The organism is Methylicorpusculum sp., assembly GCF_030651835.1.
Taxonomy (GTDB): domain Bacteria; phylum Pseudomonadota; class Gammaproteobacteria; order Methylococcales; family Methylomonadaceae; genus Methylicorpusculum.
In genome coordinates this window covers 1-22,254 of sequence record NZ_JAUSBX010000013.1, presented here as the reverse complement: position 1 = coordinate 22,254, position 22,254 = coordinate 1, and the positions used below count along the sequence as shown (strand labels likewise).

At 48.2% G+C, this 22,254-nt stretch carries 21 protein-coding genes and 2 pseudogenes; 15 read left to right on the top strand and 8 right to left on the bottom strand.

Annotated features, from left to right (window positions below; translation table 11 throughout):
- Positions 1–7: 7 nt before the first annotated feature.
- A complete protein-coding gene (locus tag Q7V32_RS01990; protein WP_304895316.1) occupies positions 8–229 on the top strand; it encodes a hypothetical protein in 222 nt (73 codons plus the stop codon).
- Positions 230–265: 36 nt separating this feature from the next.
- Here the strand turns inward: Q7V32_RS01990 and Q7V32_RS01985 are convergent, their stop codons facing one another.
- From Q7V32_RS01985 to Q7V32_RS01970, 4 genes are all read right to left on the bottom strand, one after another.
- Positions 266–640, bottom strand: coding sequence for a hypothetical protein (locus tag Q7V32_RS01985; protein ID WP_304895315.1), 375 nt, complete (start codon positions 638–640; stop codon positions 266–268).
- On the bottom strand, positions 637–1,080 hold the full coding sequence (locus Q7V32_RS01980) for a phage holin family protein (RefSeq protein WP_304895314.1): 444 nt from the start codon (positions 1,078–1,080) through the stop codon (positions 637–639). The genes Q7V32_RS01985 and Q7V32_RS01980 overlap by 4 nt, the downstream gene beginning before the upstream one ends.
- Before the next feature lie 17 nt (positions 1,081–1,097).
- Positions 1,098–1,328, bottom strand: coding sequence for a YqjD family protein (locus tag Q7V32_RS01975; protein WP_304895313.1), 231 nt, complete (start codon positions 1,326–1,328; stop codon positions 1,098–1,100).
- A 62-nt stretch (positions 1,329–1,390) separates the two neighbouring features.
- Entirely contained in the window at positions 1,391–1,621 is a 231-nt protein-coding gene (locus tag Q7V32_RS01970) for a YqjD family protein (protein ID WP_304895312.1), read from the bottom strand.
- Positions 1,622–2,056: 435 nt separating this feature from the next.
- Here Q7V32_RS01970 and Q7V32_RS01965 point away from each other — a divergent pair, with 435 nt between their 5' ends.
- Together Q7V32_RS01965 and Q7V32_RS01960 are read left to right on the top strand one after the other, a co-directional pair.
- Entirely contained in the window at positions 2,057–2,674 is a 618-nt protein-coding gene (locus tag Q7V32_RS01965; RefSeq protein WP_304895311.1) for a BON domain-containing protein, read from the top strand.
- Between the two features lie 181 nt (positions 2,675–2,855).
- Positions 2,856–3,740, top strand: a complete 885-nt coding sequence (locus Q7V32_RS01960) for a transglutaminase family protein (RefSeq protein ID WP_304895310.1) — start codon at positions 2,856–2,858, stop codon at positions 3,738–3,740.
- An 87-nt stretch (positions 3,741–3,827) separates the two neighbouring features.
- Here the strand turns inward: Q7V32_RS01960 and Q7V32_RS01955 are convergent, their stop codons facing one another.
- Positions 3,828–3,959: a hypothetical protein gene (locus Q7V32_RS01955; RefSeq protein ID WP_304895309.1), complete on the bottom strand. Its 132-nt coding sequence runs from the start codon at positions 3,957–3,959 to the stop codon at positions 3,828–3,830.
- Positions 3,960–3,963: 4 nt separating this feature from the next.
- Positions 3,964–4,365, bottom strand: a complete 402-nt coding sequence (locus Q7V32_RS01950; protein WP_304895308.1) for a septal ring lytic transglycosylase RlpA family protein — start codon at positions 4,363–4,365, stop codon at positions 3,964–3,966.
- A 683-nt stretch (positions 4,366–5,048) separates the two neighbouring features.
- Between Q7V32_RS01950 and Q7V32_RS01945 the strand changes: the two genes are divergently transcribed.
- From Q7V32_RS01945 to Q7V32_RS01890, 12 genes and pseudogenes are all read left to right on the top strand, one after another.
- A complete protein-coding gene (locus Q7V32_RS01945) occupies positions 5,049–5,768 on the top strand; it encodes a Crp/Fnr family transcriptional regulator (protein WP_304895307.1) in 720 nt (239 codons plus the stop codon).
- A gap of 75 nt (positions 5,769–5,843) precedes the next feature.
- Positions 5,844–9,020, top strand: coding sequence for a PAS domain S-box protein (locus Q7V32_RS01940; protein WP_304895306.1), 3,177 nt, complete (start codon positions 5,844–5,846; stop codon positions 9,018–9,020).
- Positions 9,020–9,868 (top strand): response regulator, encoded by an 849-nt coding sequence (locus Q7V32_RS01935; protein ID WP_304895305.1) that lies wholly within the window; start codon positions 9,020–9,022, stop codon positions 9,866–9,868. Before Q7V32_RS01940 ends, Q7V32_RS01935 begins: the two co-directional genes overlap by 1 nt.
- 316 nt (positions 9,869–10,184) lie before the next feature.
- Positions 10,185–10,574, top strand: coding sequence for a DUF4398 domain-containing protein (locus Q7V32_RS01930; protein WP_304895304.1), 390 nt, complete (start codon positions 10,185–10,187; stop codon positions 10,572–10,574).
- Between the two features lie 19 nt (positions 10,575–10,593).
- On the top strand, positions 10,594–11,406 hold the full coding sequence (locus Q7V32_RS01925; protein WP_304895303.1) for an OmpA family protein: 813 nt from the start codon (positions 10,594–10,596) through the stop codon (positions 11,404–11,406).
- 88 nt (positions 11,407–11,494) lie between these two features.
- Complete coding sequence (locus tag Q7V32_RS01920; protein ID WP_304895302.1) at positions 11,495–11,782, top strand: hypothetical protein; 288 nt, start codon at positions 11,495–11,497, stop codon at positions 11,780–11,782.
- 326 nt (positions 11,783–12,108) lie between these two features.
- Entirely contained in the window at positions 12,109–13,158 is a 1,050-nt protein-coding gene (locus Q7V32_RS01915) for an NAD(P)-dependent alcohol dehydrogenase (RefSeq protein ID WP_370691401.1), read from the top strand.
- A 256-nt stretch (positions 13,159–13,414) separates the two neighbouring features.
- Positions 13,415–14,374: pseudogene (locus Q7V32_RS01910) on the top strand (ISNCY family transposase); the annotation flags it as partial.
- Positions 14,375–14,517: 143 nt separating this feature from the next.
- Positions 14,518–15,993 carry an IS21 family transposase gene (istA, locus tag Q7V32_RS01905; RefSeq protein WP_304895300.1) on the top strand — a complete coding sequence of 492 codons (1,476 nt, stop codon included), beginning with the start codon at positions 14,518–14,520 and terminating at the stop codon, positions 15,991–15,993.
- Positions 15,986–16,723: an IS21-like element helper ATPase IstB gene (gene istB / locus Q7V32_RS01900; RefSeq protein WP_304895299.1), complete on the top strand. Its 738-nt coding sequence runs from the start codon at positions 15,986–15,988 to the stop codon at positions 16,721–16,723. The genes istA and istB overlap by 8 nt, the downstream gene beginning before the upstream one ends.
- A 71-nt stretch (positions 16,724–16,794) precedes the next feature.
- Positions 16,795–17,334 (top strand): annotated as a pseudogene (locus Q7V32_RS01895) (transposase); the annotation flags it as partial.
- 1,131 nt (positions 17,335–18,465) lie between these two features.
- Positions 18,466–18,933 (top strand): hypothetical protein, encoded by a 468-nt coding sequence (locus tag Q7V32_RS01890; protein ID WP_304895298.1) that lies wholly within the window; start codon positions 18,466–18,468, stop codon positions 18,931–18,933.
- 693 nt (positions 18,934–19,626) lie between these two features.
- Here Q7V32_RS01890 and Q7V32_RS01885 read toward each other — a convergent pair.
- Both Q7V32_RS01885 and Q7V32_RS01880 read right to left on the bottom strand, forming a co-directional pair.
- Positions 19,627–20,253 (bottom strand): DUF3047 domain-containing protein, encoded by a 627-nt coding sequence (locus Q7V32_RS01885; RefSeq protein WP_304895297.1) that lies wholly within the window; start codon positions 20,251–20,253, stop codon positions 19,627–19,629.
- Positions 20,254–20,808: 555 nt separating this feature from the next.
- Entirely contained in the window at positions 20,809–22,080 is a 1,272-nt protein-coding gene (locus tag Q7V32_RS01880) for an esterase-like activity of phytase family protein (RefSeq protein WP_304895296.1), read from the bottom strand.
- Positions 22,081–22,254 lie beyond the last annotated feature (174 nt).

Sequence of the window (22,254 nt, the reverse complement as noted above, 5' to 3'; positions counted from 1 at the left end):
ATAAAAAATGAGTGCAATCAAAATGCTGGCTTTGGTACTAATCGCTTCAGGCGTGTTAGGGCTTGTCTATGGCAGCTTCAGTTATACCCGCGAAACCCAGGAAGCCAAACTGGGTCCATTTGAGCTGACGGTTAAAGACACCAAAAAAGTAAATATCCCGGTTTGGGTGGGTGTAGGGGCGATAGTGGCCGGCGTAGGTCTGATGCTTGTTACAAGCAAAAAGAGCTAGCGGCTGGGTAAATCCAACATTGAAAAATCATCGCCTTCACTGATCAGGCGACTGTTTCTGATGCTTAGACCCCTTCATCATCCAAGCTATCGGCAAGGCCATATACAAAGTACGGGCTGTGGTAATTAAGTTAAGCGCGTTGATCAGTGGTGAGGTTTCGTCAGTTTTTGACTGATCGGTTGTGCTCGATGAAGGGATGGATTGGCATTGGGTAAGCTCACCAAAGATAAAGCCTATGCCGCCGGCTAACAGAAAAGTGGTGGGCTCAGCCAGTTGTTGACGGAGCTTTTTGACCAAGCTATCACCACGCCTATGAATAACGTGTTGCCGATGTAATATCTGCCGTTCCATTGCCATGATTTGGGCCGTTAAAGATTTAGCCTTTTGCCGCTTTAGAAAATAGTTCTTCATGATGACTTTTCTGCATCCAATCGTTCGGGTGTTATGGGTTGAAGACTGCGGAGAGTTGATGAGAATTGAAAAAAACGACGCTTACGGCGTATAGCGGCAAACAGGATCAATGTCAGGAATAAGTTTGCCGCGACTGCAAGTAAGATGGCACTGCTTACCGTAACACCGTTTTCTATCAACACTAACACGACGGCGGCCAGCGCCCCCAACCACGCACTCAACAATAAAACGGCAATCATTACGCCGGATATGACCATAGACACCAGGCCATCAACAGCCCGCTGCATTTCAAGCGCCGCGAGATGGAGGCGATCGACACTTAATTCACGCAGCTCATCCCATAACAATTGGGCAATTTCCAACACGCCGGCATCATTTAGCGGGTCACCTGCTTTGACAGTTTGTTCCGGAATCTTATTTTTAACGGCTTCTTTGTTCATACTTTCTGAAGCCTGTCCTACCGTCGACTTAACAAACGACTCAAAACAAAGCCGGCTGCTGCTGCGATACCTAGCGCGGTCAGTGGGTTTTCGTGAACATAACTTCGGCAATTTTCAACTAACTGTTGCTCACAATTTTTCAGTTGCTCGCCTTTTTCGCCAAGCGCTTCTGCGGCCTGATTCGTCGCATTCGCAATCTTATCAACCGTTTCGTGGGCTGAATTAGCGGCATTTTTTATGGTATCCATGATAACTTCCTCGGTCTAAGATGCCTGTTTTAAGGCATCTCGAATTAATGATGATGGGTTGATTAACGTTGGTTCAGCAATCGGCCCAGAAAGAAGCCAACCGCTGCCGCAATGCCAACGGACGTGATTGGGTTTTTGCTGATATAACCGCGACAATCTTTAACCAATTGCTGCTCGGCATTTTTTAATTGCTCACCTTTCTCGTTCATAACTTCTGCTGCGTGAGCGCCGGCACTGGCCACCTTGTCGTAAGCTTCGTGCGCTGAATTGGATATTTTATCTATCGTTTCCATAATTAATTCCTGGTTTATTTAAGACGTATTTCATCGTTTCATTGGATAATTCTGATAGTCGGCATTGGCCATTTTTTTCCTATTGGTTGTTTCGTACTTGCCGAATAACTCGAACATGGTTGTATCTATTGCTCAGCCCCTTCATCTGAAACATCGCATTTGGGAAAGACTGGCGTTTTATAAATACCTTGAGAGACAGCTTACCCACTAAAGCTGTCATTAGTCAGTTCGGTAGCGCTCATATAAGAAAAAATCCCTCCTAAAGTTCGTATGCAGCCCAGCATCATGACAGGTGGTTTATGTTCGATAACGAACAGACCGCGACTAACCTTGTTGCTACTATTCGGATGAGTGTTACGCTCATTGTATTAATACTGAAATAACGCTATTTCAGTGAGTACTCGCTTAAATCACTTAACATCAAGGAATAACCCCATGCAAACAAAAAGCAAAATAAAACAACACACTTTAGCCGATAAAATTCTTGTAATTAGCTGCTTAGCCACTGTCTTAGGCTTGGTGGGCTGCCAACAAGAAAGCACTGCTGAAAAAGCAGAACAAAAAATCGACCAAGCAGCTGAAAAGGCAGAACAAAAAATTGACGAGGCTACTGAAAAAGCTGAAATAAAAATTGAAGCGGCCAAAGAGTCTCTAGATGAAAAAACCGAAGCTGCAAAAGAAGCGGTTAAAGAGTCCTCTGACGCGTCTAAGGGTGCACTGGAAAGCGCCGGCCAAAAACTCGATCAAGCCACAGAAAATGCGGAGCAAAAAATTGAAGGCGCTAAAGAGTCGGTAGTCGAGCATGCCCAGATTGCTGCAGAATACATTGATGACTCGGTTATTACCTCTGCCGTTAAAGCGGCTATTTCAGGCGACTCATCGTTCAAAGCATCTGATATAGAAGTGACAACCGCTCAAGGTGTGGTTATTTTGAAAGGCACAGTCGATTCCGAATTACTTATCGAAAGAGCAAGGAGCGTGGCGAGTAGTCAAAAAAATGTAAAATCAGTACAAAATGACCTGCTGGTTAGCCCCGTTTCTGCCGCAGAATAATCGGCGATTGACGGCATATCGCTGTGGTGGGAGTGAACTACAGGTAACTGTTAGACGCATTTTCCGGCAGTATGATGAAGTTTAATCGAAAACCGTCGAACACATCAGCGTCATGAAACTTATTAAAAAAATCGTAATAGTGCTAAATTGATTTTATCCAGTGCCAACTTAACTAACCACGATGCGCCGACTGCAAATTAGCCACTTAACCACTTACGAATACGCTGATACTGTCACTTTGCTGCCGCACCGACTCCTGTTGCGGCCCCGCGAAGGGCATGAGATTCGTATCGAATCGGCCGAGCTTATCGTTGCTCCCGCTCATCAACTGCAATGGCAACGCGATGTTTACGACAACGCCGTTGCTGAAGCGACATTTACCCAACGCGATAAGCGGCTCTCTATCGAAAGCCACCTGACGCTCCAACACTACGATTCCCATCCGCTAAACTTTCTGGTGGCCGACTACGCGGTGCGTTTCCCCTTTCAATACGATGCCGCAGAACTCATTGATTTGGGACCTTATCTGACAACGATTTTCACCCAAGACAAACTTCAATTAAGCCAGTGGTTACGGCAATTTTGGGTCCCCGGTCAGGTGGTAGAGACTTATCTTTTGCTGGAATGGATCAATAAAGCGATTGCCACCGGATTTACTTACCAACAACGCGAAGAACCCGGCGTTCAGTCACCTGCGACAACGTTGGCTCACCACGCCGGTTCCTGCCGAGACTTTGCAACCTTATTCATAGAAGCTTGCCATTATCTGGGATTGGCAGCGCGCTTTGTCAGCGGCTATCAATACTCGCCAGGACTGATGAAGGGCCAAGGCTCAACTCATGCCTGGTCAGAAGTTTACCTGCCCGGCGCCGGATGGAAAGGCTTTGACTCAACCACCGGCGAAGTGGTCGGCAACAACCACATCGCACTGGCCGTGAGCCGTCATCCTGAACTAGTACCGCCCGTTTCCGGCTCGTTTATAGCCGCAACCGATCAAACGCCGGTCATGAGTGTCATGGTTGAAGTTACCGACATTTCGGCAATGCCACTGGCTCATGCCTTGTAAAAGCGGCTCTATTTTGCTTTTTATTGCGCCTTGACGGCGCTTTTCTTTTCCTGATTAAAAATAAACCTTCAGCTCAGCCAAAAATCGTCATCTCGGCAGGGATTGCCGAGATCCAGAAGCCAGGGATGGCCAAGCGTCTAACACATCCTTATGGCCTGAATCCGCTTCGCGGTCTTCGGCCCCGGAATCTCTGCCGGAATAAGGCTGTTGCTGAAACATCTTGCTAATCAGGTTTCTTTTTGGTCGATTGGGTCTCAATTTTGACTTGAGTTGTTCCGTCTTTTTCCATATCCAGTTTTTTTGCAGCGGCACGAGACAGATCGATGACGCGATCTTCTGCAAACGGCCCGCGATCATTGATTGTCACATTAACTTTCTTACCATTTTCAAGATTGGTAACTTTAGCCTTGGTGCCCATCGGTAAACTTGGGTGAGCGGCTGTCAGCTCTTTTTGATTAAAAGTCTCTCCATTCGCCGTTTCCTTACCTTGTAAACCGGGCCCATACCAAGAGGCTTCGCCAACCTCTTTGTGCATCGGCTTAGTAATGGAAGCCCCCTGCTCTTTCTGCTTTGTTTTATTTTGAGCAGTCGTGTCATTTTGGCTGCAGCCGGAAATAGCCAACAAGCAGATCAAGCTTAAATACGTTAAGTACAAACGCATTGATATGGCGTGGTAGCGATTAATTTTTTGATGTGACATGTGCTCTCCTAACCCTTAAATAGAACGGCACCCCCGATATTGCTACCCAAGGCATCGTATAAAACTGTCTTTTTGTCCGATAACACACCAGAAGGCGGTTTCAGGCCGGCTGTAAAAAACCGCTCTGTCAGCTGTCTTCGCCATTAAAGCACTGAAAATACCGATTACTTTCACCTCAAAGTCAACAGACATAAACTCAAATTTCTCGCAATTCAAGAGTGCTTGTTTACAATCTTCGAGAGGCAAAAAATCAAGTAGAAGATTGTCAGCAGCATGAACGAAGGCCAGGACTTTATTCTTTAAGTGATATAAAAAACAGGCAGGCGAAAAATGTAAATACCGGTGCCAAAAGCAACCAGATGTAATGAAGTCAGTCATTATTGATAAAACAGTATGTCAAAATAACTTTGTTGTCTGTGTGCCATCGTACATAAGCCGTCACTTGGGTAATGTAAACTTAACTCTTAAAGTAATCTGCCATCCGATATAGAGATATTTCTGAGAAGGACTCTGTTATAACTTTCTTCGTAATCTTGACCATTTAGGCCTCATTCCTTGTTGTTAAGCTGTTTTTCAACGAAAAAACCATACGGTCAAGAGGAAAAATAATGGCTAAACCAATCCCCGAACCACATTCCCCCAAGCAAAACCATCTTCTTGCTGCACTACCCGCGGAAACATTCGACCGTATTTCTCCGCATCTGGAATGGGTATCCATGCCGATAGGCAAAGTACTGTATGAGTCCGGCGATCAATTGCAGCATGTTTATTTCTTAACCACCGCCATCGCGTCTCTGAGCTATGTCTTGGAAAATGGGGCTGCAGCAGAAATTGCGGGCGTAGGCAATGAAGGCTTTGTCGGCATTTCACTGTTAATGGGCGGCAAAACCACACCTAACCGGGCCAGTGTTCATACCGGCGGCTACGGTTACCGTCTGAAAGAGCAACTGCTGATGGAAGAATTTAATCGCGCCGGACCTATGAGAAATTTGCTGCTGCGATATATACAAGCATTAATGACCCAAATTTCTCAAACCGCCGTTTGTAACCGTCATCATTCGGTGGAACAGCAACTGTGCCGCTGGCTCTTGTTAACCCTGGATCGATTACCTTCAAATGAATTGACCATAACCCAGGAATTGATTGCCGGCATGCTCGGGGTTCGCCGCGAAGGCATCACGGAAGCCGCCGGTAATTTACAGCGCGCAGGATTCATTAGTTACCGCCGGGGTCACATCACGGTAATCGATCGCCTGGGATTGGAATCAAATGCTTGCGAATGTTACGGCGTAGTCAAGAAAGAATCCCATCGTTTATTAATCCCATGAAGCACTTACCCATCTTGTCCCATAACTCGATGTTACCATTATCTAATACGTTAATCAGACGTAGGGGGCCATTTCTTGAAAGCTAATCAAAAGCTTGTTTCAATTACTGGCACATTGTTACTGTTAGCGCTCATTGCGCTAACAGTAAGCATGTCGTTCTGGGCATTTAGACAAAGCGAAAACGCACTTGAAGTGCGTCGGCATACCAACGCATTAATTCTCCGCGCAAACGCATTGATGTCTGAATTAAAAGATGCCGAAACCGGTCAGCGCGGCTATCTTTTAACCGGTAACGAGACATTTTTAGAACCCTATTTGATGGTGCTTGACACTATCACAGGTCACCTGGATCAATTGCGGCAACTTAACGCCACTTCTACTGCCAATAAATCGCTCAAAGCGCTGGTACCGTTAATCGACGCCAAAATAACGGCCTTGTCAGAAATGATTGAATTAAGGCGAAACAATGACATGGCGCGGGTATTAACATTGGCTAACGACGGCAAAGGCCAGCAGTTAATGAATGCCATTCAAACTGAAGTGCGCGCTTTCATACAGGCAAAAGAATCTGAACAGACCGGCGACGAAGCTGCCTTGCAACTGAAGATGAGAAATCTGCTTGCCATCATCGTTTTCTCCTGCTTATTGACACTCCTGTTCGCACTGAGTTTTCCCTTGTTGATTTATCGCAAATCTCAACAACGTACCCAGGATTTATTGCATCTTGAAACCCATCATTTGCTTGAGAATCAGGAGGCGATGAATAAACAACTGCAACAGACCAATCTCAAGTTGCGGGTCAGCGAAGAAGGATTCTCAGTGACACTCAACTCGATCGGCGATGCGGTGATAGCCACCGATTCCCAAGCGCGTGTGACACTGTTAAATCCTCTGGCCGAACAGCTCACCGGCTGGTCGCTGGCAGAAGCATCTGGTCGACCGGTGTACGAGATTTTTAACATTATTAATAAAAAAAGCCGCCAACCTGCAACCATCCCGCTCATGGAAACCTTGACGCACGGCACTGTTCAGGGCCTGACTAACCACACGGTCCTCATTGCACGCAACGGCAGCGAATGCGATATCGCCGACAGTTGCGCCCCCATTCGCGACCGCGACAATCAGGTTATTGGTGCCGTGTTGGTATTTCGTGATGTCACCGGAGAGTATGCCGCGCAACAGGCGTTGCACGACAGTAACGCCATGATACAGACGATTCTGAACACGGTAGTGGACGGTATTATCACCCTCCATGCTCGCGGCGGTATTATCGAAACCGTGAACCCGGCCGCTGAAAACATGTTTGGTTATAGCGCCAAAGATCTCATGGGACAAAACTTCAGTACGCTCATTCCCGAGCTTGATCAAGACCAGCGTAATGGTTCTCTTGAATATTACAGTGCCAGCAAAGAAGCGCGTGCCGTTGGCTTGGGCCGGGAAGTATCGGGGCGTCGTAAGGATGGCAGCCGTTTTCCTATGGAAATTGCGGTCAGCGAGATGTGGCTGGGTGGTGAACGTTACTTCACCGGCCTCCTACGAGACATCACCGCGCGCAAACAAGCTGAAGAAACCCTTATCAAAGCGGGCGCTTTGCAGAATGCGATTTACAATAGTGCCAATTTCTTGATCATTGCCACCGATGTAAAAGGCGTCATTCAAATTTTCAACGTCGGTGCGGAACGCATGCTGGGTTATGCCGCTGCCGATGTCATGAATAAAATCACACCGGCCGAAATTTCTGACCCGCAAGAATTGATTACCCGAGCCAAGGAATTGAGTGCCGAGCTGTCAACGCCCATTATGCCGGGCTTTGAAGCCTTGGTATTTAAAGCCTCGCGCGGCATTGAAGACATCTATGAACTGACCTTTCTCCATAAAGAAAGCATCCGTTTACCGGCGGTAGTGTCGGTCACGGCCTTACTCGACGCTCAAGATCAAATTATCGGTTATCTGCTGATCGGCACGGACAATTCCGCGCGCAAGCGGATAGAAGAGGAACGAACGCTACTGAACGAAGCATTGCAGGATAAGAATACCGAACTGCAGAGCGCCAGGTTATTTGCAGATAAAGCCAACCGCGCCAAATCTGATTTTCTTTCCAGAATGAGCCATGAGCTGCGCACGCCGCTTAATGCCATCCTCGGATTTGCGCAATTGCTGGAGGCAGGTTCCCCTAAGCCAACCGATATTCAAATTATCAGGCTGCAAGAGATTCTTAAAGCCGGCTGGTATCTGCTGGATTTGATTAACGAAATACTGGATCTCGCGCTGATTGAATCAGGCAAACTATCATTGTCGCAAGAGCCGGTGTCGCTGATTGATCTGATCATTGAATGCCAGGCCATGATCGAACCGAAATTGCAAGAACGCGACATCACCTTGACCATTATGCCTTTTACTGACGCTTCATTTATCTTTGCCGATCGAACTCGGGTTAAACAGGCGCTGATTAATTTGCTTTCCAATGCCATCAAATATAACTGCGAGCATGGCACGATTGAAGTGAAATTAAGCTCAAACACACCTGATCGAATCCGCATCAGCATTACCGACAGCGGCATGGGCTTATCTCAAGAAAAACTGGAGCAGCTATTTCAGCCGTTCAATCGCTTGGGCCAGGAGAATGGGAACATGGAGGGTACCGGTATTGGTCTCGTGGTCACCAAACAACTGGTCGAGTTGATGGGCGGTAATATCGGGGTGGAAAGCAAGATGGGAGTCGGTAGTGTATTCTGGATTGAACTGATTCGTGATGACAGCTCTCCTTTTACTGGGACTCAAAGCCTGCTTAAAGACTTATTGGCACCAAAAACTCAAGCACATGGCGAGTTGCGAACCTTGCTTTATGTCGAGGACAATCCAGCCAACCTGATGCTGGTTGAACAAATCATTGAGAGCCTTCCTCATTTACAGATGTTAAGTGCACGTAATGCAACTCTCGGGATAGCGCTTGCCAAAAGCCACCTTCCCGATGTGATTTTAATGGACATCAATCTGCCGGGTATCAGCGGTCTCAAAGCACTGAAAATCCTGCATGAAGATCCGATAACGGCGCACATTCCGGTCGTCGCCCTCAGTGCCAATGCGATGCCCCGCGATATTGAGAAAGGACTGGCAGCAGGCTTTTTCAGGTATCTCACCAAACCGATCAAGATTAATGAATTCATGTGTGCCCTGGATGATGCACTACAATTTGCAGAAATGGACTACAGCGGTACGTTAAAAGACCTCCATGAAACCGGACAAAACTAATGATTAGCAAAAAAGACATTTTTAACGCCAGCATTCTGATCGTTGATGATCAGCAAGCCAATGTAGTTTTACTGGTGGAAATGCTGCGTGACGCAGGTTATAGCTGCATTGCAACCACTACCGATCCCACGACCGTCTGCACACTGCATCGCAAAATTCGTTTTGACCTGATCCTGCTGGATCTGCTCATGCCGGTCATGGACGGCTTCCAGGTTATTGAAGGCCTTAAGGAAATAGAAACAGACGGCTATCTACCGGTCATTGTGATCACCGCCCAACCGGACCATAAACTGCGAGCACTTACCGCAGGAGCCAAAGATTTCGTCGCCAAACCGTTTGATCTGATCGAAATACAGACCCGCATTCATAACATGCTGGAAGTGCGGTTGCTGTACACAACACTCGAACTACAAAATCAACTGTTGGAAAAAACGGTACTGGAACGCACCGCCCAACTTCGTGAAAGTGAAGCGCGTTATCGCCGCTTGACTGAATTGTCGTCCGACTGGTATTGGGAACAGGACGAAAACGGGCATTTCACTAAAATGTATGGCCCGGTACTTGATATGCTCGGCATCCGGGTCGACGATACCTTGACCCAATCCCGTGATGACCAGGGCGCCGTCTGGAATGAAACCGAGCGAGAATTACTTGAAGCTTATCTGGAGGCCAGACGCCCCTTCCTGGATTTTGTGTACAGCAGGTCAAGTCCCGAGGGCACTCCGCAATATTTGATGGTCAGCGGAGAACCGATGTTCGACCCATCCGGCCGTTTTACCGGCTATCGCGGCACCGGCAGGGACGTAACCGGCACGATGATTGCTGAAGTCAAATCCCAAGAAGTTTAAGCCGTTCGGTTACTCACAGAATAGTGTAAGAGCGGGTTCCCCGCTCCTTTATGGGCTTGTTAACGGGCATGGCCCGCGCCTGCACACAGCAGTAAATCTCTTCATTCCGTTCAATCTTCCCAAGATAAGGCTTATGTACGTTAGCGAACTGTCAATCGCTTTTAAATGGCGTCTAATAAATAACGATAATTCTCAAAACCGTTTGTTCCCAAATAGGTTCCACGAATTTTTAATGTAAAAAGTGGAAGTCGTTGCCATTGAAATAAGTGTTCATCGTGACGATTGTGTTCGCCGTTTAACTCAAGGAATAAAAATCATGAAAATAACTAACCGCTTTAAATCGGCTCAAATGATGCGCAGCATCGGCCTATCGGCAACTGTTGCCGTCTTCATCGCCGGTTGTGCAGGCATTCCGCCGACAGAACAAATGGCTGTTTCAAAGGCAGCTGTTAACAACGCCAACAGCGCGGGAGGCAATGAGTATGCTCCATTACCGCTCAGGTCAGCGATGGAAAAAATGGACGCAGCCGAGCAGGCCATGAGAGATAAAGAGTATGAACTCGCCCGGCAATTATCAGAACAAGCGCAGGTCGACGCCCAATTAGCGGCAGCCAAGGCCCGTGCAGCCAAGGCACAAAAAGCGGCAGCCGCATTGAAAGAAGGCACTAAGGTGCTACGCCAAGAAATCGACCGTAATGCCCCGTAATTATTAAATGGAGTTCATCATGCAAAAAATTCTATATTTACCAATGACTTTAATCGCTTTAGCGATTATTTCCGGCTGTAGTACCGTACCTACCCAATCACTGTTAGATGCGCGAAACAGTTACAACACAGCCCGCACCAATCCCGAAGTAACGACTCTGGCACCGCTGGAATTAAAAGATGCCGGCGACACTTTGAGTAAAGCAGACTTTGCCTCAAACGAGGGCAAAGACGATGACACTGTCAACCATCTGGCTTATTTAACCAAACAGCGAGTAGCCATCGCAGAAGAAACTGCCAAGCGAAAAACGGCTGAAATAGCCGTCACCAATGCAGAGTCCAAACGCACCCAAGTACGCCTTGATGCAAGAACGGCGGAAGCCGACGCTGCTCATCAGAAAATCGGTGCGCTAAAGGAAGAACAGCAAAGGCTGCTCAACGAGTTAAATGCCAAGCAAACCGAGCGCGGCATGATGATCACACTCGGCGATGTCCTGTTCAGTACCGCCAAGGCGCAACTGAAATCAGGTGGCATGCGTAATGTGTACAAGCTGGCTGATTTCATGAACCAATACCCAACCTATAAGGTATCGGTTGAAGGTCATACCGACAGCCGTGGTTCTGATGAATATAATCAGGATCTGTCTGAACGTCGTGCTTCTGCAGTGGAAAACGCCCTGGTCAGCGCAGGTATAAGCAGAGACCGAATCAGTGCGCGTGGTTATGGCAAAGGTTTACCCATTGCCGGCAACGACAGCCCTGGAGGTCGACAAATGAATCGACGCGTTGAAATTATCTTGTCTGACAGTGAAGGTAATATAAAACCACGCTAGGCGTAATTTATCTTTGCCTGCTATTGCCTTTATTCAATAACGTTTTGAACCAAGGCGATAGCAGCACTCAACTTAAACAGCGATAATCATGAAAACTAAAGATGAATATATTGAATGCAAGGCTTCAGAACTAAAAGAGTGGAGTGCCCAGATTGACAGCCTAACCGCCGAGGCAAAATGCGTTGCCGACGACGTCAACCTTCAATACATTGAAGAACTCGATGCGTTACACGTCAAACAAAAAGCCGCTGCTGAGAAACTGAAAGAATTGGAAGAATCCAGTGGCGATGCATTGGAATCGCTCAAAGAAACCGCTGATACTACCTGGGATGACCTTAAAACAGGCATCAGCAATACCGTAGATAAATTCAAGTAAGCTCTAACCAGAAAAACAGCGTATTACGCATTTTTGCGCTAAGCGCGCACTATCTTGCCACCAAACTGTTTTTTAGTTACCTTAACAAAACCCTGACCAGGCCCCTTCGACCACCCAATTTCCACGATAACTTTTTGATTAATTGTTCAACGGAACAACAAAATGAATGTGATGGAGACCGGGTAGGTTGGGTTAGCTCGAAGAGCTTAACCCAACATCGAACCTTCCCTGAATAATTACCTTTTTAATTAATGCGTCATCAACTAACGTGCTCAGAGTTTTCTTAAAGACAACTTCCATAAGTATCACCACAAACCCTGGCTACTATTATGAAAATTAATGCTTACGCAGTCCAAAACGCTACGTCGCCACTCGCACCCTTTGTAATTCAACGCCGCGACCCCACTGCGCATGATGTGCAAATCGAGATTTTATATTGCGGCGTCTGCCATTCGGATCTTCATATTGCCCGTAACGAATGGCAAGGCACCACCTATCCTTGTGTACCCGGTCACGAAATTATCGGCCGTGTTACAAAAGTTGGCGCCCAAGTCAGTAAATTTAAGGAAGGCGACCTTGCGGGTGTGGGCTGTTTGGTCGATTCCTGCCGGACTTGTGAAAATTGCGAAGATGACCTTGAACAATTCTGCGAACAAGGCCCGATTTTCACGTACAACTCCCCGGACAAACATAGTGGCGGCCTGACCTATGGCGGCTACTCCGAAAATGTAGTGGTGGATGAGGCCTTTGTGTTGCACATCCCGGAAAATCTGGATCTTTCCGCCACAGCGCCGCTATTGTGTGCCGGTATCACCACTTATTCCCCACTGCGCCATAATAACGTCGGCCAAGGCCAAAAGGTCGGTGTTGTCGGGCTCGGAGGTCTGGGGCACATGGGCGTGAAGTTGGCAAAAGCCTTGGGCGCGCATGTTGTGGTATTCACTCATTCGCCCGGCAAAGTTAAAGATGCTTTACGACTGGGTGCCGATGAAGTCGTCAATTCCAATGACGAAGACGCGATGAAAAAACACCTCAACAGTTTTCATTTCATACTCGACACGGTATCGGCGCAGCACGACATCAACGCCTATCTGCTTTTACTGAAACGCGACGGCACCCTCACCCAAGTCGGTGTGCCTCCGGAACCGCTTGCCCTGCAAGTCGGCAGCCTTATTTTTGGACGGCGCAACTTTAATGGTTCGCTGATTGGCGGCATTAAAGAAACGCAAGAGATGCTGGATTTTTGCGGCGAGCACAACATCACAGCCGACATTGAACTCATCCCCATCCAAAAAATAAATGAAGCCTATGACCGTTTGGTTAAAAACGACGTGAAATACCGCTTTGTCATTGATATGGCATCGCTGAAAGAATAAAAAATGGGTTTATATACCTTCCGCACTTCAAATTTCGGCAGTGCCAAAGGAGGCAACGGGGTGTTCGGCAAAGGCTTTGCCTACATGGATGTATTTAGTGCCTGAAAGAAAATCAAAATATGCCATATAATACAATATGTTATAATTAATACGAAGCACCAAGATCTATCGTGCTGGCACCGATTTTACCACTTATCCGCCTAAAATAGGCTTGTCAGTGGCTAAAACCACACAAACTTCGTCACGTGAAAAATCCATGCGCACAGTCATCCAGCCTCAACTGAAACTTGGCGAAACGAATATCGCTGCTATTGTCATCGACCCTAAATCGCGTGACGATATTCCTCAATTATTGCGTGGCTTGCAATATATCTACACCGAACCGGCCTTGCGCGAACGCGTCTTCACCATTCTCGAAGAGGTGCTGCCCGAGCGAGTGGGTGCGCAAGGCAAGGCCTGCGCAACAACCGGACGTCCCGGTATGGAGCAGTGGAAGATCCTGGTGCTGGGTGTGCTGCGGTTAGGCCTGAATGCCGATTACGACCGCATTCAAGAATTGGCCAACCAGCATGCGACAATCCGGCAGATGCTAGGGCACAGTGATTGGCTGGACGAGAACCGCTATGAATTACAAACCATCAAGGACAACCTCCGCTTATTCACCCCCGAGATCCTGGACCGCATCAATCAGGAAGTGGTGCGTGCCGGACACCAGACGTTAAAAAAAAATCCCGAAGAAAGCCTAAAAGCTCGCTGTGACTCGTTTGTTGTCAAGACGGACGTCCATTTTCCGACCGATATCAACCTGCTGTGGGATGCCCTCCGTAAGGCCGTTCAAGGGTGTGCCGAACTCTGCGCGTCTTCTGGTTTGACCGAATGGCGCCAGAGCGCTTATCTGCTGCGCAGCCTCAAGAAAGACTACCGCGTCATTCAGAAGCTCAGGCATTCCACGTCCCAAGATGAAGCCAAACGTGAGGCCAAGCAAACCCAGATTAACGACGCCTATCAGACCTATATTGATCAAGCCGAACGCCTGGTGCAACGAGCCCGCGCTACCCGGGGAGCCCTGCATTCTGCGCAAGGCGTTCCGGCCCAGGACCTGACGGATCTCGATACCTACCTGAGCCATGCTGATCGGCAGATTGACCAGATTCGTCGCCGAGTCCTGCTCGGCGAAAGCATCCCCCATGCAGAGAAAGTCTTCTCGCTCTTCCAGTGTTCGGCGACAATTATCCTGTCCGGTTGGCGTCAACTATCTTGACCGGTTGATCAATACCTAGGACAACGGTGGATTTCAATTTATTTGGAGTCAAACCCTTGCCTGGAAAACGTATCACTCGACATCAAGAGAGTTTATATATGAGCAAACGTCAACGAGGACAAAGCCAAGAAGCCGCAGCAGCACAGGCTGCTATATCTGAACGTTCCGGCCGCAGAATAGAAAAAGATCAGCGACTATCGATTCCCGGTGAACGCCATTGGCGCACACGCGAAGACCCGTTCGAGACTGTCTGGGAAAAGGAGTTGGTGCCGCTGTTAGAAAAAGAGCCTCAACTCACCGGCTTAACGCTGTGGGAATTCCTGGAAGATGAACGTGCGGGTCAATTTCCTTACAGTGTCTTGCGCACCCTACAGCGTCGGGTAAAACAGTGGAAAGCGACCCAGGGACCCGATAAAGTCGTTATCTTTCGCCAGTCTATGCCGGCCGGTCAGCAAGGCTTATCGGACTTCAGTCATCCGAATACGGCCATCACTATTCAGGGCAAAGACTTTACTCATCTTTTGTACCAGTTCCGATTTGCCTATAGTGGCTGGCGTTATGTCCAGGTCGTATTGGGCGGGGAAAGTTATTCGGCCTTGGCGGATGGCCTGCAGTCTGCGCTAATGCTGGCGGGCGGCAGCCCGCTTGAACATCGCACCGACAGTTTAAGTGCGGCGTTTAAAAATCAGGTTGAAGAGCAAACACTCACCCAAGCTTATGAGGCGTTGTGTCAGCATTATCATGTCCAAGCGACCCGAAATAATCGCGGCGTGAGCCATGAAAACGGCGCGATTGAATGTGCCCATGGTTCGTTTAAGCACCGTCTGGATCAAGCATTAAAACTCAGAGGCAGTTGTGATTTTGACGCGATCAAAGACTATCAAGCCTTTCTTGCACAAGTGACTGGACGGTTAAATAAACGTTGCCAGGCGCGCTTCACAGAAGAGCAGCTAGCGTTACAACCCTTACCGGGCGAGCGCTTTATGGACTATAGCGAACTCAGCCTGAAGGTCACGCGCAGCAGTACCTTAGACATTAAACGCGTGCTCTATACCGTGCCTTCACGACTGATTGGCGAGCATGTCCGAGTGCATGTGTATCATGATCGCTTGGCCTTATTTGTCGGCCAAGTCCTAACCACGACGTTGCCCCGTATTTACCCGAAAGCTGGGCAAGAACGCACCCGACGCATTGATTATCGTCACTTGATTCATAGCCTATCGGCCAAACCGCAGGCCTTCCGGTTTTTGCAATTTCGAGATGACTTATTACCCACGGACGTTTATCGCCAGTTATGGCAACACAGTGATCAACAATTTGATTGTAGAGATGCGTGTAAATGGATGGTGGGTGTGCTTAGAATCGCCATGGATCATGATTGCGAAGAACGGTTAGGTCATGAGTTACTCGCAACTGTCGACAAACAGCAACCGCTGCCTACGCTGAAGGTGTTGCAAGAACGTTACTTAGGTGAACAGCCCGTTCCGACGATCCCTGCACGGCAACATGACTTAAGCAGCTATGACCATCTACTTCAGGGTAACTGGCATCAACCGGCGGTAGGTCATGCCTGAAACCATCGACTTGTTACTCAAAGAACTGAAGCTACCTGCCTTTAGTCGGCATTATCAAAGCCATCAAGAAGAGGCGCTTGCCAAGGCCTATGGCCATGTCCGGTATTTATCGGGGCTGTGTGAACAGGAAGTGGCGGATCGTTATCAAAAACGGGTGCAAAAATGGACCCGAGAAGCAGGCTTACCGGCGGGGAAGCGTTTTGCCAACTTGAACCTGGCAGAACTCAGTGCCGTCGTGCAACAGCAGATTGTAGCTTTGAAAGAGCATACGGACTGGGCACATCGGGCCGGCAATGTCTTATTGATCGGCCCGTCAGGGGTGGGTAAATCGCATATTGCCGCGGCCATTGCCGGTCAGTTAATCGACCAAAACGTCCGGGTAAAATGGTTCTCAGCCGTGGCGCTTGTTCAAAGCTTACAGCAAGCCAAGCGAGATCTGGACTTAATGACGGCCATGACGCGTCTGGATAAATATCAGGTACTGATTGTGGATGATATCGGCTATGTCAAAAAAACCGATGCGGAAACCCAAGTGCTGTTTGAATTCATCGCCCATCGTTATGAAAGCGGCAGCTTGATCATCACCTCAAACCAACCCTTCAGTCAATGGGATCACATCTTTCCAGACACCATGATGACCGTTGCGGCGATTGATCGCATTATCCACCATGCCACCATTATTGAAATAGAAGGAGAAAGCTATCGGAAAAAACAGAGCCTAAAAAAATGACCATTATTTTTAACTAAAACCGGCCAGGATAATTGACGTCAAACCGGTAAAGATAATTGACGCCGGACATCCAGCCTCATACCGAGTGGATCAGCAAAGGCAAAGCAGGCGTGCAGGTCGAGTTAGGTTTGCGGGTCTGTGTCGTGGAAGATCACTATCGCTTTATCCTGCATCATCAAGTCATGGAAAAAACCACGGACGATCAAATCGCCGTGCCTCTCATCAAGCAAACGCAAGCACGCTTTACCGCGCTCGATGCCGTTAGCATGGACAAAGGCTTCCACAGTCCAAGCAATCAGGCACAACTTAAAGAACTGCTGAAGACCGTAGTGCTGCCCAAGAAAGGCCGACGGTCTGAAGCCGATAAAGCCCACGAATCGGCCCCGGAGTTCATTCGTCTGCGCCGGCAGCACTCCGCCGTGGAATCGGCCATAAATGCTTTGGGCGTTCATGGCCTGGATCAATGCCCTGATCACGGTATAGACAGTTTCAAGCGTTATGTTGCCCTCGCCATTGTGGCGCGCAATATCCAACGTCTGGGTGCCGTTCTCCGCGAACAAGCCCAACAACAAGCGAATCGACGACGAGGACCTTACCAAAAAGCCGCCTAAACATCAGGCCGAGGGACAACAAATGAAAGGTGTACCAGGAAAGTTGCACCCTGAAATCGGCGCAAATAGGAATGTTTCTCAATTAGACGCAATCAGCGTGTCTGAGCGTTCGATCTGAAGGCAAAATTCCCGGAAAATCGTCATCAAAGCAACGGCGAAATTATAAAAAATTGAGTTTTCTTTCAGACACTATTTAGGTGTTGGTCTCGCCGCTTCAAGGCTCATTGTTTCGGGAAGTAAGTATAGGGCTATACCTGATTCAATTGTAGGGGCGATATGTTGATAAATTGGGATGATATTGTTTGCAAATCCTAACAATAAAATTCATACCGTATTCACCGATCTGATAGTGGGAACGTGGCATACCCTAGTGCCTGCCGATCCATTGCGATGGCTTTAACTTCAAGGTATTGCTGTTCAACTCGTCAACAAATTGATGACTAGCTTCGAGGGATTTCATAACGAGCGTAAATTTCAGTCAATAATTTGACATCGTCTTTCTAACAATCATGAAGCTAAAATATTGCAGCTTTATGACAACATTCAATTCTTTTCAAGAATCAACTGATATCATTTTTTTAGATGTCGTTTAGGAGAAGTTCACCAACAGCTAACGAGGTTTACTGTTGGTGATCAGGATGTTGATACAGTGTGAAGCCTGCGATGTGGAAACCAACTAAGGGCAATGTAATGATTAGTAATATCGCCGTGAACAGGCCTGACTATTGAATTTCCTTGTGAACCAATTCGCTCGGAGCCATTCAATCCCCCTGAACTCCCGATGAATCCGATAATGCCAGTTGACCAAGGCCTCAACCAAATCAGATTGCGCTTTTTTTGCGTAAGCCTACGAAACCTAAAAGGTATCTGCTCACCCCTTCCTATTTTATTGGGTGTAGGTGCTTGATTTCAAAGGACGAATGAATACATCCTTGTAGCTCTCTGCAACATCCCTGTTGCAGAAGCCTTTTCAATCAATCACCTACACCTTCTATTTCAAGCGGGCGAGTAGTTACCCTAAAAGAAAAATCGGGATCAGCATAAAGTTATTCTTTCAGGCATCTCGATCGATGCGGATCATTCCTCAACGCATCCTACAACGAAGCCACCAACATTGAAGCGGGTCAGAACGTGCGCGTCCGTCACCTCAGTGCCGACATCGTCGGTGATGCCGTGGAAACCGTGGTCACCGTCGGTCTGCCCAGCGGCGCCAGCCGGACGACAGCCGTATTCCGGACCTTGACCGCCGAGGCCAGTACGACACCGGATGCATTTGATTTCGGTACGCAAGTCAACGTACCCGGCAACACCTTGATCGAGTCTGAGGTGGTAACGCCGACCGGCTTCAATTTGCCGACAGACATCAAGTGCGGCCCGAAGGCGGAGTACCGAATTTTCGTCGGTGAATACGGTTTGTGGGGCGATTGGGCAGAATGGACCAGCGCGCCCGGAACCTTGCAGCCCTGGCAAGCCTTACAAATGCGTCACGTATCCAATCGTCCGGCTTTGTCAGTCAGACGCACGCACGTGACCGTCGGTGGCTTGGAAGGTTATTTCACCACCCGGACCGATGCCGGAACATTGCCGGTACCCAAGTAACACTGCTTTGAAAGATCGAGGCCCAAGCGGATTGTTCGCTTGGGCTTCCCTTGCAGTCGATTCAACCTGGCAAGTCGATTTTAGGGCCTAAGGTCGGAGATCATTCGCTGGCGGCGCGCATTCCGGGCGAGCGTGAGCGCCAGCCACATACTTGGCTCTGAATTGCAGTTCATTGAATCCCTGCGATCATTGATCACAAAGCTTTGAATTTCTCATTTGGGTCGATTGAATGATTCGGTGAATAGGGATTTATTGCATTAATCTTCGATACCGAGGGAAATCTGATCGGTTTTCATTCTTTGCAATAAATTGATCTGTGAATGACAAAGAACAGCTTAGACCACACCCTAATCTTGAGCCCATTATCATCAAAGGCATGGCGAAAGTCAGTCTAGCTATTCGCATTATCGGACCTCAGAATCAATGAGCTCACGCAAAATTTAACACTATCGAGGTATACGTTTAGGCGGCTATCGCTACCAAAAGTGACAAATGTTCTCTATTCAGTTTTTGGTGTATTCTTTTTTTCACCACAGGATCAAAGGGTGGAATCGGTTTTTAAATACAGAGACGCCGCATTAATACGGTAAAGTCAGACTATCCTGTTCATTGACACGCGTACCTGAACCTTTGGTAGGCTAGCGCCGGAAAATCGGTCTGCTCCGGATCAAGTTATGTTTCGAGCTTATTTAATCAGTTTTTACTAAAGTAAATATCACCGTAATAAGCCGTTACTTTACCCTGGGAATCATCGCTATCAGACATGATGGCAACAGCATCAAGGTAATGTATATCCTCTCCAAATTCGTGTTTAAGGTCATCATAAATATTGCGTTTTTCTGAATACCAAGTACCCGTTTGATCATCTGATGATCTCAGTGCAATCATGATTAATTTCCCGTTAAGACCTGATTGGGCATAGGCGTTGGGCCAGACTTTGCCGACCGGCATGGTCCTTGACCAAACATAATTGATGGCCTTGGTTTGCCAGAAAGCAGGGCCACCACTGACGACAACATACACTCTAGCCGCATAATCGTCGCCGGATTTGACCTGCTCATTGATGTCTTTGCCGAGCCGATTTTCAATATGCCAGCGCCAGTTCATAACCGGTGTTTTTTGCAAATCAATGCGCTGCTCATTAAAAAGCCCTGAGGCGCTGCCAATGCTTTCGGCTTTTAATACTTGGGTTCCATGAAGATCGACTAATTGATACCGGGTTTGTCCTTTAAATTCTTTGGCCTCCCAGTTATCGAGTAATCCTGATGAAAATGAACCTATCATCAGTCTGTCATCCGTTACTTCACCCCGGGTAGCCATGCTGAGTAGCATTAAAATGGAGAAATATATTAATTTATGAGATTTTTGCATTTAGAGATAGCTCTATGAAGCGGTGAATCCACTCTTGCTGTGATTGAGTATTGTTTGACACGATCAGCCTCGAAACGCCCAGGCTGGTTCATATGGCCCAACGCTATTCGGCGCAATGCATGAGCCGTGAAAGCCGGAATTGGGAATAAGGCTTCATTTTTATTCAGCGCATGACCAATAGTTTATCTCTTTTAGTGGAAGGGAAGAGCCAACGCGATTGCCCTAAATCAATTTGATTTTGACTATTTCACTTGGAATTATCCACCTGCCCTTATTAAGATCAAACCCATACCCTTCCGGGGGCTTGACGGCAGCCTCCATGCTACCGACATGCTCGCCATTCACCCCGCCCTTTCATGAAACCGGACGTTTTTTCGATTAGAGGGGTAACAGCGCAATTCTGTTTCGAAGTGCGCGATGTCGATGTTTAACATCAGGGCCTAAAATGGGAAAAGCCCACTCGGCAAAGGACACCGAATGGGCTTAGGCATAGCGTTGACCGGTTTAGCGGCCGAAACCGGCGCCTTTGACTACATCGACGCGGATTCGTTGGCCAGTTATACCGAAATCGTCATCATTGATCAGAATCAACTTGTTGCGGTTGGTCAACCCCAGTCCTTCCAGCTTCTCGGCGAATTGCGGATCGGCGCCATCGAGCGATGAAGCAATAAAGCGGAGTTTTTTCCGGACCGGCTTAACGCCAATCGCCGGCAAATTCGGATATTGCTCAAGCGTTGGCAAGGTCGCCGGATCGTCCCATTTGGAACCCGCGACATTGGTCGCGCCTTTCAGATCGATCTCGAATAACGCGGTCGCTTCGTCGGTTCGTTCGATCACCAGAAAACGCTCTTTATCGAGCCACATCATTTCGCTGAGACGGAGATCGCGAACCTGTTTGGCATCGGTTACACCGACACCTTGCAAGGTCGTTACCGGATCGAGTTGATAGACCCACTCACCGACGATCTCGATCGTCGAACCCTTGGGATGGGCCTTCAGACGCGCTTTGTAGAGGCGAATGTTCGGCGTATCGCGCACCGATGTATTCGGATTATCGAGCGGACTTTGCACGATGAAGTACAGAAATTGGAAGTCGGGCGAAACCGTCAGCGATTCGATACCGCGATTGATGCGGCGCTTGGCCAACAATTCCGGCAAGGATCCTTCGACCGGATAACCAGCCGGCATGCCTTCAATCGGATGAGTATATTCGGCCTCGGTGCCGGCCGGTACGAAGCGTTTTAAAATGCGCCCGTCTGATGCGACTTCTACCAGACCTGTCGCATTCTCTTCACCGATGAAAAACCGCCCGCCGAAATGCGGCAAGCGAACCAAGGCTTCGGCATCAATTGCGCTGGCATCCTGTTTAAGCACGTTGCCCGCTCCGTCGCGTGGTATTTCGGTCGTACCAGTGGTTTGCGGATTCAACAAGCCATTGATCGGTGTTCCGTCCGATTTACGCAACGGAATCACTTCGAGCACTTTCAACAAGCCATCCTTTTTCATGCTCAACTTGTAAATACTGGGGGCATAATCGGGACGCGGATAAATTCTGCCGACACCGGCCGCAATGCCTTTATCGGCGGGACAGGCAATAGTAGCGGTCAGACCCAAGACCGATGCCGCATCGGCGCAGGTAAAATTCGGCCCACGGTCGCCAACCGTCCAGATGACCTTCGGCGAATCACCCGGTCCTCGATAACTGCCGCTGCCGGCGCCGCCGAACAATGATAAGGTTTTGCCTCCGGCCGGATGAGTATAAGTGCCCAAATCCAAAGCGGGCTCATCTATTGCTGGCTCATAAGACGCTTTAATTAATATTGGTAAACCCCCGGCTATGCCGGGGGACTCTCAAAGGTTTGACCTATAAGGCGGTCGCAACGATGCTCTTATCTCGACCAAAAGATAGGAGAATCGAAAATGAGAGAATATCAAAGTTTGAGCCATAGC

Bases quoted from the DNA above. Each gene is read 5' to 3' on its own strand.
- Q7V32_RS01945 (WP_304895307.1), top strand. From the start codon at position 5,049: ATGGCTAAACCAATCCCCGAACCACATTCCCCCAAGCAAAACCATCTT.
- Q7V32_RS01930 (WP_304895304.1), top strand. From the start codon at position 10,185: ATGAAAATAACTAACCGCTTTAAATCGGCTCAAATGATGCGCAGCATC.
- Q7V32_RS01885 (WP_304895297.1), bottom strand. From the start codon at position 20,253: ATGGCTACCCGGGGTGAAGTAACGGATGACAGACTGATGATAGGTTCA.
- Q7V32_RS01970 (WP_304895312.1), bottom strand. From the start codon at position 1,621: ATGGAAACGATAGATAAAATATCCAATTCAGCGCACGAAGCTTACGAC.
- Q7V32_RS01935 (WP_304895305.1), top strand. From the start codon at position 9,020: ATGATTAGCAAAAAAGACATTTTTAACGCCAGCATTCTGATCGTTGAT.
- Q7V32_RS01960 (WP_304895310.1), top strand. From the start codon at position 2,856: ATGCGCCGACTGCAAATTAGCCACTTAACCACTTACGAATACGCTGAT.
- istA (WP_304895300.1), top strand. From the start codon at position 14,518: ATGAGCAAACGTCAACGAGGACAAAGCCAAGAAGCCGCAGCAGCACAG.
- Q7V32_RS01955 (WP_304895309.1), bottom strand. From the start codon at position 3,959: ATGTTTCAGCAACAGCCTTATTCCGGCAGAGATTCCGGGGCCGAAGAC.
- Q7V32_RS01925 (WP_304895303.1), top strand. From the start codon at position 10,594: ATGCAAAAAATTCTATATTTACCAATGACTTTAATCGCTTTAGCGATT.
- istB (WP_304895299.1), top strand. From the start codon at position 15,986: ATGCCTGAAACCATCGACTTGTTACTCAAAGAACTGAAGCTACCTGCC.
- Q7V32_RS01965 (WP_304895311.1), top strand. From the start codon at position 2,057: ATGCAAACAAAAAGCAAAATAAAACAACACACTTTAGCCGATAAAATT.
- Q7V32_RS01980 (WP_304895314.1), bottom strand. From the start codon at position 1,080: ATGAACAAAGAAGCCGTTAAAAATAAGATTCCGGAACAAACTGTCAAA.
- Q7V32_RS01975 (WP_304895313.1), bottom strand. From the start codon at position 1,328: ATGGATACCATAAAAAATGCCGCTAATTCAGCCCACGAAACGGTTGAT.
- Q7V32_RS01920 (WP_304895302.1), top strand. From the start codon at position 11,495: ATGAAAACTAAAGATGAATATATTGAATGCAAGGCTTCAGAACTAAAA.
- Q7V32_RS01990 (WP_304895316.1), top strand. From the start codon at position 8: ATGAGTGCAATCAAAATGCTGGCTTTGGTACTAATCGCTTCAGGCGTG.
- Q7V32_RS01985 (WP_304895315.1), bottom strand. From the start codon at position 640: ATGAAGAACTATTTTCTAAAGCGGCAAAAGGCTAAATCTTTAACGGCC.